Origin of the sequence: Candidatus Merdisoma sp. JLR.KK006 (assembly GCF_036941035.1) — a bacterium.
GTDB lineage: Bacteria > Bacillota > Clostridia > Lachnospirales > Lachnospiraceae > Laedolimicola.
This window is the reverse complement of record NZ_JAYMNS010000006.1, coordinates 110479-123429: the sequence shown is the minus strand read 5'-3', so window position 1 is coordinate 123429 and position 12951 is coordinate 110479. Positions and strand designations below refer to the sequence as shown.

General features: G+C 36.3%; 13 protein-coding genes. All 13 read right to left on the bottom strand.

Features of this window, described 5'->3' with window-relative positions:
- Positions 1–1059 (bottom strand): DegT/DnrJ/EryC1/StrS family aminotransferase, encoded by a 1059-nt coding sequence (locus VSQ61_RS07260; protein ID WP_334343778.1) that lies wholly within the window; start codon positions 1057–1059, stop codon positions 1–3.
- 7 nt (positions 1060–1066) lie between these two features.
- Complete coding sequence (locus VSQ61_RS07255) at positions 1067–2113, bottom strand: sugar phosphate nucleotidyltransferase (protein ID WP_334343777.1); 1047 nt, start codon at positions 2111–2113, stop codon at positions 1067–1069.
- On the bottom strand, positions 2104–3258 hold the full coding sequence (locus VSQ61_RS07250) for a LegC family aminotransferase (RefSeq protein WP_334343775.1): 1155 nt from the start codon (positions 3256–3258) through the stop codon (positions 2104–2106). The genes VSQ61_RS07255 and VSQ61_RS07250 overlap by 10 nt, the downstream gene beginning before the upstream one ends.
- A 27-nt stretch (positions 3259–3285) precedes the next feature.
- On the bottom strand, positions 3286–4266 hold the full coding sequence (locus tag VSQ61_RS07245; RefSeq protein WP_334343774.1) for an NAD-dependent 4,6-dehydratase LegB: 981 nt from the start codon (positions 4264–4266) through the stop codon (positions 3286–3288).
- Between the two features lie 87 nt (positions 4267–4353).
- Positions 4354–5415: a hypothetical protein gene (locus tag VSQ61_RS07240; RefSeq protein WP_334343773.1), complete on the bottom strand. Its 1062-nt coding sequence runs from the start codon at positions 5413–5415 to the stop codon at positions 4354–4356.
- A 37-nt stretch (positions 5416–5452) separates the two neighbouring features.
- The gene (locus VSQ61_RS07235; protein ID WP_334343772.1) at positions 5453–5956 is read right to left on the bottom strand and encodes a hypothetical protein; all 504 of its coding nucleotides are present in this window, start codon (positions 5954–5956) and stop codon (positions 5453–5455) included.
- On the bottom strand, positions 5957–6520 hold the full coding sequence (locus tag VSQ61_RS07230) for a hypothetical protein (RefSeq protein WP_334343771.1): 564 nt from the start codon (positions 6518–6520) through the stop codon (positions 5957–5959). It lies immediately after the preceding gene.
- Between the two features lie 10 nt (positions 6521–6530).
- A complete protein-coding gene (locus VSQ61_RS07225; protein WP_334343770.1) occupies positions 6531–7082 on the bottom strand; it encodes an MBOAT family O-acyltransferase in 552 nt (183 codons plus the stop codon).
- Entirely contained in the window at positions 7054–7983 is a 930-nt protein-coding gene (locus tag VSQ61_RS07220) for an MBOAT family O-acyltransferase (protein WP_334343769.1), read from the bottom strand. The genes VSQ61_RS07225 and VSQ61_RS07220 overlap by 29 nt, the downstream gene beginning before the upstream one ends.
- A gap of 6 nt (positions 7984–7989) precedes the next feature.
- On the bottom strand, positions 7990–9456 hold the full coding sequence (locus tag VSQ61_RS07215; protein ID WP_334343768.1) for an oligosaccharide flippase family protein: 1467 nt from the start codon (positions 9454–9456) through the stop codon (positions 7990–7992).
- An 11-nt stretch (positions 9457–9467) separates the two neighbouring features.
- On the bottom strand, positions 9468–10805 hold the full coding sequence (locus VSQ61_RS07210) for a surface carbohydrate biosynthesis protein (protein ID WP_334343767.1): 1338 nt from the start codon (positions 10803–10805) through the stop codon (positions 9468–9470).
- A 19-nt stretch (positions 10806–10824) separates the two neighbouring features.
- The gene (locus VSQ61_RS07205; RefSeq protein WP_334343766.1) at positions 10825–11970 is read right to left on the bottom strand and encodes an EpsG family protein; all 1146 of its coding nucleotides are present in this window, start codon (positions 11968–11970) and stop codon (positions 10825–10827) included.
- Between the two features lie 29 nt (positions 11971–11999).
- Positions 12000–12938, bottom strand: coding sequence for an ATP-grasp fold amidoligase family protein (locus VSQ61_RS07200; RefSeq protein WP_334343765.1), 939 nt, complete (start codon positions 12936–12938; stop codon positions 12000–12002).
- Positions 12939–12951: the final 13 nt, after the last annotated feature.

Genomic DNA, 12951 nt, shown 5'->3' with positions numbered 1-12951 from the left:
TTAAGCACCTCTATACTCTGATATTACTTTTACCATATATCTCATTTCATCCTCGCCGTATCTCTGATCAATCGGCAGCGATAGTAACAAAGCCGCATTCTCTGCGGCAAAGGTTCTTGTCTCTTCCATCATACCGTCAAAGGGCCAGTGAACCGCACAGTAGATTCTGTGATCCGTCAGATATTTCCGGAACATGTCCCTCTGCCGGATGCGGATCGGAAATACAAGGGGACAGTCATCCGGCTTAAGCCGGATGACTGGCAAAATATCATGGCACGCCATCTGTTCTTCCAGAAACTGATAGTTCCTCTTTCTTCTTAAAATGATTTCCCCGATATCCGTACAGGATATCATAAATCCCGAAAGGTCTGAGATCCTGTATATCTCTTCCTGCTTATCCAGGGCGTTTTCACAATCCGCAAATATTTTTCTGTACTCAGAATTACAGTCCAGCAAATCCTTTAAAAACAAATCCTTTAATATCATCGCAGCTGCACGCTCATTCTCCGTACTGACGGGAAGCCCTGGTTTCTCCATTTCAATTCCCAGCACATTATCCGCCGTATACAGGACTCCGCCCTTCGGAAGGGGCATCCACTTGCGGATGCTTGAAATAACATAATCCCCGATGGTCCGTTTTTTGGAGAAAATACTATGTGTGGCGTCTTCGATAATGATTATCCCTTGTTCCTGGGCAGTCCTTTTTAATGCATCCAGCTTGTCCGCCGGCTGCACCATTCCAAAATAGTGCATCAAAAAAATCACCTTTACATCCGGTGTCACCTGCACCCTTATGCTCTCCATGTCAATCGTAAAATCCGATTCTATCTTATAAAAACGGATCCTCCTTCTGTCAAAACAGTCAATCACGGATTCACAGATAAACTCCGGCAGTAATGTAATGCCATCCTTTGGAAGGCTTCGGGCAATATATTTTAATGCGCTGCGTCCGCTGTCAAAATATATCTTATTTTGAAATTCATTTAAATAAGAAAACAGATTATGATCCGTAAGCTTAAGCCCGGATAAGGAAAGGTTAAATTCACTGCCAAGCTCCATATGTTTTTCACAACCTCTTTTCCAATGCCTTCTGCATCCTTTTCAGCTCATCCACCTGGCCCATGTCCAGCCAGTGTTCCTCCGGAATGGGATAAACCCCTACGTTTTTTCCCTTGTCAATACAATTCTGTATGACATCCGTGATATGAATAAATGTCTGTCCCGGTATCTCATCCAGAAACTCCGGCTCCAGCACATACAGCCCGGTATTGGTTATAAATGAAATCTGCGGCTTTTCCCTAAGCCGCAGGGCCTTCCCTTCATCCGTGACCTCAACCGTTCCATAGGGAATTTCTATCTGCTTTAAGGCACAGACCATTGTGATCACATTTTTCTGCTCCCGGTGGAACCTCAGGATCTCCCCGTAATCCTCTTCAATCAGAATGTCGCAGTTGCTCATAAAAAAAGTGGAGGGATATCTTCCCTCCAAAAGCTTAAGCCCTCCGCCGGTTCCTAGGAACTCGGTTTCCTCTATGAAGTTGATGTCTATCGGATTGTCATTATCCAGAAAATAAGATTTGATAAAGTTCTTCTTATAATTTACAATCATATCAAACCGGCTGCATCCGTATTCCATAAAGCGTTCTATGATGTGCTCCGTAATGGTCTTATCGCCTATGGGGATCAGCGGCTTGGGAAGTATCTGCGTATAAGGATATAAACGTGTTCCCTTTCCTCCGGCCATAATCGCTACCGGAACATCCAGCGCTTCTTTCTTTTGACAGACACGTTCTTCCTCAAAGCAGATCTCTTTTATCCTTCTGTCTTTGTCCAGAATGGGAATGGAGGAAATCTTATAACGCTTCATCGCTTCCCCCGCCCTGCTTTTTTCTTTTTCAGACAGCGTCCTGGTGCCCCTGTTGGCCGCCTTTATAACCGGGTCTTTCAGCTCTCCGTTTTTTAAAATATAGCGCCGGATGTCCCCGTCGGTCACCGTTCCGATAAGCCTTTCCTCTTCGCAGACATATACGATCCCCTTGGCATTTCGGTTAATCTGCCTCATGGCCTCAAGCACCGAACAGTCCGGAACAACCAGAAAATCCTTTATCTCCATGCCTGCTCCTTTAAAAACAAATGAATCCTTTCCGCCACCTGCTTCACGTTTTCCTCTGCCAGGCCGCTGCTGCATGGAATATTCACCACCCGGTCATAGTACCAGGCCGCCTTCTCGATGCGGTATGCCTGACATCCCTCATAAGGCTTTAAGGTGTGAATCAGCTTCCATATGGGCCTGCTCTGGATTCCATGCTGCTCCAGGTAACGGATAAGCCCGTCCCGGTTATCCGTAAGGTAACTGTAGAACCAGTAATTGCTCCGGATATCCCTGCGGAAAGGAAGCAGCTTTATTCCTTCCCTCTGATAAAGCTCGTAATTCGCCTTCTTAATCCTGATAAATTCCTCCAGCTGCTCTAACTGTGCCAGACCCAGCGCTGCCTGGAGATTTGTCATGCGGTAATTATAGCCGATTTCCTCATGGATAAAATAAACCGCATCCTTTTTTGCCTGTGTGGAGAGGAACCGGCATCTCTCTGTCAGTTCCGGATCCTGTGAAACAATCATTCCCCCTCCGCCGGTGGTAATGATTTTGTTTCCGTTAAAAGAGAATACGCCTATATCCCCGATGGTTCCGGCACAGCGGCCCTCATAAGCCCCCTCCTTATAATAGCTTCCCAGGGCTTCCGTTGCGTCCTCGATTACCTTTAGACCGTAGGTCCGGGCAAGCGATAGGATCGCCTCCATATCAGCCAGATTTCCGAATACATGCACCACCACCAGAGCTGTCACTTTCCGGCGGGATATTTTGTTTCGCAGAACTGCTCCGTCAAACTCACACTCTTCCTCACAAAACCTTTTAAGCTTCTCTGGATCTAAGGTTAATGTGTCATCACAGTCCATAAAAACCGGCTCTGCCCCCGCATAATGCACCGGATTCACTGCTGCGATAAAGGTAAGCGTAGGAACCAGAACCTCTTCCCCCGGCTGTATTCCCAGTACCTTTAAGGCCAGGTGCAGGCCGGCTGTCCCGCTCTGGCATGCGCAGGCTGCCGGAACACGGACATAATCCGCTATGGCTTTTTCAAAGTCCGCAATGTACGGCCCTGCGGTTGACACCCACTCTGTCTTTACGGCTTCTGTAACATATGCCAGTTCGTTTCCCTTTAGGTTTGGCACTGATAATGGTATAAACTGCTTCTCCATAAACGTCTGCTCCTGTTTTGGCTGAAATTATAAGTTATAGATATCTGTCTTGTACCGCTCCAAGTTATTTTTCAAAAACTCAACGGTCTCCGCCAGTCCCTGCCGGAATGTATAACGGGGCCGCCAGTCCGTTAAACGGAGTATTTTTTCATTGCATCCTAAAAGCCGGCTGACCTCACTCTTTTCCGGCCGCAGCCTCTGCTCGTCGCATACAATCTCCGCTTTGGGATTGATCTGGCTTATCAGTTCCTCCGCCAGCTCCCCGATGGAAATCTCATGCTGTGTTGCAATATTAATCTCTTCCCCTATGGTCCGGCTGCTTTTATAGATTTCGATAAATCCCTGGACCGTGTCCTTTACATAGTTAAAATCCCTGGTGGGCGTTAATGCCCCCAGTTTGATTATCTCTTTTCCGCTTAAAAGCTGTGTAATGATTGTAGGAATGACCGCACGTGCCGACTGTCTCGGACCATATGTGTTAAAGGGGCGCACAATTGTAACGGGCATTTGAAAAGAGCGGTAAAAAGACTCTGCCAGCCTGTCCGCTCCTATCTTGGTTGCCGAATATGGGGACTGTCCCTGATACGGGTGTTTCTCATCAATGGGAACATACTGCGCCGTTCCGTATACCTCGGAGGTAGATGTGACCAGAACCCTCCCGGTTTCCAGGTCTCTGGCTGCCTGAAGGACATTCAGGGTTCCCTTGATGTTGGTGTCCACGTAGGTGTCCGGAGAATGATAGCTGAAGGGAATGGCTATCAGCGCCGCCAGATGAAATACCGCCCCGCAGCCTTTCACTGCCTCCTTCACTCCATGAGGATCCCGGATATCTCCCTGGAAGATCTCTACATGCTCCATGATTTCCTTGGGCAGCGTATCCAGCCATCCCCAGGTGTTAAAGGAATTATAGTATACGAATGCCTTTACTTCATATCCCTGCTTTACCAGTTCTTCTGTCAGATGGCTTCCGATAAAGCCGTCTGAGCCGGTTACTAATATCTTTTTCATTTTTCTCCCTTCTTTTTTAATACTATTTGATTTTTGTCTTTCTATAAAAAGCTAAGTTTCTTACATGCTTAAACCTATTAATTACTTTCATGTAAATAAACCATCATAATCATAAGACATATAAAACTCATATATCTTACTACAATATTCTTGATAATTTTCCTTTGTAAGAAGATGCTCTCTTTGGTGTGTCCATAATAATATTTGAGAATTTATGTCTTCGCTATAATGACGAATATCTCGATAATTATCTAAGTTGCAAATCATCTCAAAATCATCATAAAAAGAATATAAATAAATGTTATTATGCTCAAGCAGCAATTCAATTGCTACTTTTTCAGCTTCCAATTGTCTCTCCAGCATTCCTTCCTGTTTTAATTCATCCCAATAATAAATGCTGTAAGGTGTAAAAAATAAATAAAATTGAATTTGAGGATTTTCTTTTGCCAGAGCTATTACATTTTGTTCTAAATTTTTACGTAGAATTTCATAGTCCTGAACTGTAAATTCTAAAACTTTTTCTGATTTTTCTGGCCGAATATAGCTTTTATCCACAGCCTCTTTTCCAAAGACATAAGAACCCATCCAATTACTATATGCATCAAATGTAGTAGTTTCATTTCCTGCCTTTGTATATCTTATTGCATATTCTGTGTTCAGCAATGCTTCCTTATTAAATAAATAATTCACATCATTGTACCATATATCATCATATAAATATGCAGGGTAAGAATCCATATCATAATTTATACTGTCCTTTTCCTTCATAATGGCCGCATAGTCCAATCCCCTTAATACAATTTTAATTTTTGCATTTTTTTCCACAGCCCTTTGAAGATTCTCATTCACCTCCTTATAGCTTCCTCCCGAAAAAGGTACTTTAATAGAAGTAACCCCAAATAATTCATCAAACTCTGATGTTTTAAAATTCTGAGTCATAGAACTTCCGGTAATAATTGCATCATATTGAAAATGTTTCACAATTCCATCATTTTGATATCTTTCATTTCGCAAAGGATACTCCATTATAGCAAGCGGCGCATGGTAATGAAAAAATGGATCAATAATTGCTGTGACCCCTCCTAAACCTATTAGTAAAATGACTATTGTTGTTAATAATGTAATACTCCATTTCTTAGTTGAAATCATAAATATCCTCTATTCCCCTGTACCATAATTCATATCGTCACCTTGATGTAAACATAGAATCATAATCAAAATTTATATAAAACTCATATATTTTATTGCAATATTCCTGATAATTTTCTTTTGTAAGCAAATGTTCTTTTTGATTCATCCATATTAAAATTTGAGAATTTACATCTTCGCTATAATGAAGAATATCCATATAATTATCCATATTACAAATCATCTCAAACTCATCAAAAAACGAATATAAATGAATATTTTCATATTCTAAAATAATTTCAATTGCCATCTTCTCAGCTTCTAATTGTTTCTCTAAATTTCCATTTTGCATCAAACTATCCCAATAGTAAATGCTATAAGGAGTTAAAAATAAATAAAATTGAATTTGAGGATTTTCCTCAGCCAACTTTATTACATTTTGTTCCAAATTTTCTTGTAATGTCTCTGCATCTTGCGCTATAAATTTATGCACTTCATTCGACTTTTCTGGTCTAATATATCTTTCATTAACTGCTTCACGGCCAAAAGTATGGTAACTCATTCAATTACTATATTCATCAAATGTTGTAGTTTTATTTCCAAATGCTGTATATCTTATCACATGCTCCGTATCTAATAATGCATTTTTATTAAAGAAATATTTCACATCATTGTACCACTTATCATCATACAAATAAGCAGGATAGGAATCCAACGAGTAAGTCATATTATCCTTTTCTTGTATCATTTTAGCACAGTCCAATCCTCTTAATATTATTTTAATCTCTGGATTGGCTTCCACAGCCCTTTGTAGATTCTCATTTACTTCCTTATAACTTCCTCCAGAAAAGGAAACCTTGATAGAATTAACTCCAAATAATTCATCAAACTCTGATGTTTTAAAATTCTGAGTCATAGAACTTCCAGTGATAATCGCATCATATTTAAAGTGTTTCACAATTCCATCATTTTGATATCTTTCATTATTTAAAGGGTATTCCATTCTTGTAAGAGGTGCATGATAATGAAAATACGGATCAATTATTACTATTAACATCCCTAAGCCTATTAATAAAACAGCTATCATTATCAACAAAAGAATACCCCATCTTTTATTTGTAATCATATATACCTCTCTAAAAATTAAAATACAAAAATGTACTAACTCCTGAGAACGAAAATATACACCATACAATCAAAAAAGCTGTAGTAACTATATTAAATATTCTAGGGACAAATCTTTCCATTTTTTCATATGCATTTCTTGAATATAATAATATTACAATTACGGCTATAAAGAATGACACCAAAAAAAACTGAGGATAATATGTTAATATAGGAACAATCGCTCTTCCTAAAAAAATAAATTCTGGCAAATTAAAGCAACTTGTCATCTCAGAACTTATTCCTCCAAAATCAAAACTTATAATACAGTTAAGCAGTGTAAATGCATCCTGAATTGTATTAGCCCTAAAAATAACCCATGTCATATTCAAAAATAAAAATGTAAACATCCAGCTCAATGCCGGATGCATACATTTAAACAAATTTTTGAATTTTCTAGTAATAATCTCAAAAGCACCATGACATATCCCCCATAAAATAAAGTTCCAGGAAGCACCATGCCATATTCCGCTTAACAAAAAAACAATCATTATATTAATGTAAGTTTTGCCCCCCCCCCACACGATTTCCGCCTAGAGGTATATATACATATTTTGTAAAGAACTTAGTTAATGTTATATGCCATCGGTTCCAAAACTCTGTAATTGTCAATGCTTTATATGGGGAATTAAAATTTAACGGCAAATTAATATTCATCATTTTCCCAATTCCAACTGCCATATCACAATATCCGCTAAAATCAAAATAAATCTGGACAGTATAAGAAAGCATCGTTAAAATCGCATTAGTACTATTCAAAGACGCAATATTATCAAATCCCCAATTTGCCGCATTTCCAAATGTATCTGCCAGCAAAACTTTTTTTCCCAGGCCAAGAGAAAAAATATATATTCCTTTCGCAAAATTATCCCAACAAAATCTTTTTTTAGTGTCATCCAGAAATTGTGGTATTAATTCATCATGAGTCACAATCGGTCCTGCAATCAATTGCGGAAAATATGTTACAAAAGAAGCATATTCCACAAAATGATAATTAGGAATCTCTCCCTTATATGCGTCGGCTATAAAAGAAATTTGTTGAAACGTAAAAAAACTGATTCCAAGAGGCAAAAGAATACTTTTTAATACAAAATTCTGTTTAAATACAAAATTAATATTTTCCAGAAAAAAATTATAATATTTGAAATAAAATAATAACCCTATATTAAAAAACAGTGCTGCATAGAAAAAACACTTTCTTCCACCCTTTGTAAAATTAAGAAACCTGTAAAAAAAATAATTTATAACAACACTGCTAATAATAAGAAGAATATAGCTTATATTAAAATAGCCATAAAACCACAAAGACATTCCAAGCAAAAAAATTTGTGCTGTCTTTTTATATTTAAAATGATTTAATATAAAATACCCACTTATACAGATAGGAAGAAAAAATAATATAAAAATATAGGAGTTAAAGAGCAATGTATATCATCCTTTCTTTGCAAACATCACCTTTAAATACTGTCTGCATTTCAAAATTAAAAAGCTGCACTCTGCTCTAAAAAGAAAATATGTCAGCACGTCCAATACAAATGTTAATCCAATAATGATTGCTATTTCACTTAAAAATGATGGAATGAGCATTAACAAAATAATTAATCCTGTTGCAATCACACTTTTTATAGGATTATTAATCGTTCTATAATACCTCTGACCAAATATGGTATTTGCAGCATAAAGGATAATTGCAGATAGAGCATTTGCATATGCAGCTCCTATAATTCCGAATAAAGGAATTAGTACCATACATCCCAAAATGTTAGATGCTGCCGATACAACATGTGTAAAAAGGACAATTTCATTTTTTTTAGCCAGAGCTATTCCTTTATCTGTTGTTTCCAGTACAAAGCTCAATACTGGCATTAATAATAATAAAGAAAAAAACTGCTTACTTTCATGATATTCTTTGCCAATCGCGATAAATACAATATCCCGCATTATAACCAAAACAGATGAAAACAAAATTGCAAATAATAAAACATAGTTATGCATGTCTGCAATTCTTTTCTTTTCAGATGCATGATTTTTATATACATATGCAGACCAATATGTTGCAAATCCACCTTTCAATGCCGTAAAGATAGAGCTAAACATTCCGCATGAAGAAAATACCCCCAGTTTATATGCCCCAAGAGCCTCTCTGATTATCTGCTGTCCGGCAAAAGAATTGAAATATGTCACAAAATATGTCGGAGCACTGAAAAGTGCAAAACGAAAGAAATCACCATAATGCTTTAGACTTAATGAAAAGCAAACTCTCCCTGATTCAGAAAAGGGAATCATTTCCTTTCTCTGAATAAATAAGTAAAAACACAGTACAACTGCTGTTCCTATACTAACAGCAGAAATTATAAATGTTGCTTCATTCATCAAAAGTGCCGCTACAATGATCAATACCCTTGATAAGCAGCTAATCATTATATTTTGAATATTATATTGTCTGACTTTGAATCCCATTCGAAAGTTAATATTCAAATATCTGAGCACAGCCTGGGAAAAGACATATATCGAAACCATACACATCAAAAGTCTGCTCTTAATTCCGAATATATACATTGAAATATCTTCATAATATATTCCAACGCATACTACTCCAAAAATAATGCAAATGCAGGTAGAAATGATTATTACTTTATAAAGTATCTGATTTTTTGTATTTTCCTTTGGTGGTTCATTATAAAAACGAATATATGCACCATCCATACCAAAGGTAACCAGATACATTAAAAAATTAGTTGCTGATAAAAAAATTGAAATCATGCCGTATACATCCGGCAGCAAAATTCTTGTTGTAATAATAACAGATAAAAAACCAATGATTAAATTTGCCCAGGTAGATATTGAATATTTTAAAATTCCGGCAAATAAGCTTTCTTGTTTTTCGTTATTCTCCATAATAACTATCTTTATCCTTCTTTATGCAGACTTTTGATAATAGAATAAAACCTCTTTTTATATTCTTTTATTTCTTTTGTGGAATGATATCCTTCATGTAAATAATATACAATTTCTTTAAATCCTTTCTTTCTTTGAAGCCAGACTGGAACGGGAATTTTAATGTGTTTGCATATATCAAAAAGCAGAAAATGTATATAATCTTTCAATATCATAACTGCACTTCCATAATTATGCATATCTATTCTGGATGTTCCATAATCAAACTTATGCTGCAGCTTTTTATTTTGAAGCACCTCTTCGCACAAATCTGCTACCCTCATAAATGCAAAAGTCCCTAAGGTATTTCTATCATCTCCATAAAAGTATTTCATTACATCATCTGAAATAGGAAAACTATTATTCTTATTTGAAAGAGATGCATTGAAAGAATCAAAATCCGTAATCGTTTTAGCATTGCACATAATTTCAACATCTTGATCGTTCGGAACTGCTTCCGGTCTCAAAATATAGCACATCCTATTTCCAAAATACGCATCAGCAATTGAAGTACTATACCAAGTATAAAAGCTGTCAGCACTCCTTATCCATTGTCTCATGCTATACTTATCAATACATCTAAAATTTGGAATCTGTTTTTCTAACTCCAGTAAATCCGGATCTTCACGCTCGGAAGGATGCCTTCTATATATAAAGATCATATCTTTATGTTTTTTTGCCGCCTGCATCAGCCAGTCAATTATGATGCCCTGGGCCTGAACTGACATGGATATTATCAAAGCAGATCCGGGTGAATTTATCTCATAGGCCTTGAGTTCTTCTTTTGTTTTCATCTTATAAGCAAATGTGGAAATAAATAATACCCACTTTTTTGACTCGTCCAGATTAAACTCTTTGGCTATATCACTTCTCTCAATAAAGCACGTATCAAACTCCCGCCGCAGTAAATCCATTGCAATATGTCCAACTACATGAACATTCTCTTCTGGAATACCATGAGATAGATATACATCCTTTTGCGCCTGTCCCCATGCTGTATGTTGTGCAAAAACAGCCTGTCCTTTTGGATTATGAATCCCGTTTCTTCCACTTTTCCGCAATACCTGCTCATATTGCATATCTATAATAGCATGATTATTACGCCAAAAATTCTTTCCAAAGCTGATTAACTGTTCATCATTATATAAATGCGGAACAATCACAAGCTTTGTTTGCGTAAAATATTTTTTTAATGAATAAATACATTGAATACTCACCGTATATCCCCTGTATTCCAATTCAGAAGCTAATAAACTGGCATTTTCCAGTTCCCTATTCCTATGTTCATACAAAATAAGTACATCTTTCATTGATTACATTTACCTCATATTAAATATTTAAGATATATGGGAAAACCTTTGATCCCTCCAAGAGCCCATGTATAGATTGAACAAAAAGTGCTGCAATATAGAGATTAATGAGCATCTTAATTAACGTTTTTTCTTTAAAGCCTTTTGGAATTTCAATATAAAACCGGGATAACATATACATTCGAATTGGTGCAAAATAATCATGTATTCTCCATCCACGTAAAAAAACCGTAAAATATAATAATGACAAGTCCACAGCAAGAATAATAACCGCCGTAGAACTGAATCCGCCTAAGCGCTTAAATCTAGGATACATAAGTACAGCAACAAAACATATTATATAAGTAGGAATATAACCTATAATAGAAACAGGCATATTAAACATCTCTGCATAAGATGAATACTTCGTTGACATAATAGTAGCAATAGCCAAATTCTTCCCTACAAAAAAAGACAGATTTACCAATGCTGCACACAAGAAAAGCTTCTGTCTGGTAAAAAATCGGGGATATTTATCCTCTATTCGGCATACTCCCCATACTAAAATAAATATAATAGATATTGTATGAAAGAAAACCGCTATTATAATAGAAACAAGAGACTTCGCCCAGCGTTTTTCTTTTATATCTATCAATGCAAACATACATATAGCGATACTCATCCATCCACGCATAACATTATAACTATGCAGGTATGAACAAAACAGCAGTATCAATGTTAAAAAGTTGGACTTCTTATCATAAGTATTGTATACAAAGGAAAATAACCCTACCACAATAAGTCCATAAGTAAATAAAAAATATAAATGATAATCTGCTGAAATCCTACGGAAAATAAGAGTGATTATATTAAAAAGACTTTCACTATAATTCCAAAATTTCAAAAAACGTTCTATTTTAAAATAGTCAAAAACAGAACCGTTAATTTCCTGAAAGAATGTCACATATGAATATGCATCTGTTCCGCCATATCCATTGTAGACATATCGAAAAACTGCAAAGAAAATAAATATACTTGCCAGAAAAAAATATCCTATATTAAATGAAGCAATGCTTTTTGATTTTGAATCAATTTTCAAGAAATAGTTTTTATTTATTGAGATCTTTACTCCAAAAACCAACACAAATGACAATACAATGTAAAATGCCAGTGTTACAAAATCCATACCTAATCTCCTGTTAATAAATAACATTTCTATTTTAAACTTTTAGGAAGCGTAATCCATGAACCAAATGTATAGTCCCAGCTTTCAGGTTCAAATGGCATTAAGCCGCTCCAATGTGAAAATGTAAATTCTCCGAAATAAACCTTTCCATTTACTTCATAAAAGTCTATCCTTACATGTGGAAATCCTTTTGATAGCTTTTCTGCCAGCCGCTTCATTTCTTCAAACGTCTTCGGACATGAAGGTGTAATTTCAGCATTCGGATGTCCATTAATTAAATCCAAGTGCTGAAATTCAGCATCAAAAAAATCAAACTTTGTTTCTTCATTTGCACTTTGTCGCTCAGTTGCTATGAAAAGAGCTTTTACAACACCGTCAAAAGCAAAAAATTTATAGTCTTTCAAATCATGTGTGGTGTTATCCTCCATATATTTTTCTGCAAGAATCCGACGTTTCACATTTTTATACGGCCACTCTCTTCCAAGTAAATATTTATCTTCTTTCAATCCAATATTTAAGCCTCTTTTTACTCTATCTATATCAAGTTTTGATTTGTCCTTGCATATATACATTCCAATACCAGAATTGTGATTGCACTTAAGGACAAACTGATTTGGCAGTAAAGTAAAATCTATTTCCTCCGGATCGTTCCATACTCCAAGCAGTGGAATAACATATTCATCACCTATTTTATCCGCAACATATTTTTTAACTTCAATTTTATCAACCAGCTCTGTATATAAAGGTTTTCGATCATAGAGCTTGAGCCACTGAATTTTTTCATTATATGTTTGAGGACTTTCTAAATTTAGTTCTCTTCCTATGGTTGCTTTAAATCTTCGTCTTAGATATTGCTCATCTGGCATGCGGCTATATCGCCCCATCTTATCCGCCATAAATAAAAAGCGATAATCCGGATCTATCAGAAGTTTTTTTCCGGCCTTTAAGTATTTATCCATTTTACGCATAATTTGTTCTTTC

What these genes read in the sequence shown, in the direction of transcription:
- VSQ61_RS07260 (WP_334343778.1), bottom strand. Translation starts at nt 1,059, where the DNA reads ATGGAGCTTGGCAGTGAATTTAACCTTTCCTTATCCGGGCTTAAGCTT.
- VSQ61_RS07255 (WP_334343777.1), bottom strand. Translation starts at nt 2,113, where the DNA reads ATGGAGATAAAGGATTTTCTGGTTGTTCCGGACTGTTCGGTGCTTGAG.
- VSQ61_RS07250 (WP_334343775.1), bottom strand. Translation starts at nt 3,258, where the DNA reads ATGGAGAAGCAGTTTATACCATTATCAGTGCCAAACCTAAAGGGAAAC.
- VSQ61_RS07245 (WP_334343774.1), bottom strand. Translation starts at nt 4,266, where the DNA reads ATGAAAAAGATATTAGTAACCGGCTCAGACGGCTTTATCGGAAGCCAT.
- VSQ61_RS07240 (WP_334343773.1), bottom strand. Translation starts at nt 5,415, where the DNA reads ATGATTTCAACTAAGAAATGGAGTATTACATTATTAACAACAATAGTC.
- VSQ61_RS07235 (WP_334343772.1), bottom strand. Translation starts at nt 5,956, where the DNA reads ATGAGTTACCATACTTTTGGCCGTGAAGCAGTTAATGAAAGATATATT.
- VSQ61_RS07230 (WP_334343771.1), bottom strand. Translation starts at nt 6,520, where the DNA reads ATGATTACAAATAAAAGATGGGGTATTCTTTTGTTGATAATGATAGCT.
- VSQ61_RS07215 (WP_334343768.1), bottom strand. Translation starts at nt 9,456, where the DNA reads ATGGAGAATAACGAAAAACAAGAAAGCTTATTTGCCGGAATTTTAAAA.
- VSQ61_RS07210 (WP_334343767.1), bottom strand. Translation starts at nt 10,805, where the DNA reads ATGAAAGATGTACTTATTTTGTATGAACATAGGAATAGGGAACTGGAA.
- VSQ61_RS07205 (WP_334343766.1), bottom strand. Translation starts at nt 11,970, where the DNA reads ATGGATTTTGTAACACTGGCATTTTACATTGTATTGTCATTTGTGTTG.
- VSQ61_RS07200 (WP_334343765.1), bottom strand. Translation starts at nt 12,938, where the DNA reads ATGCGTAAAATGGATAAATACTTAAAGGCCGGAAAAAAACTTCTGATA.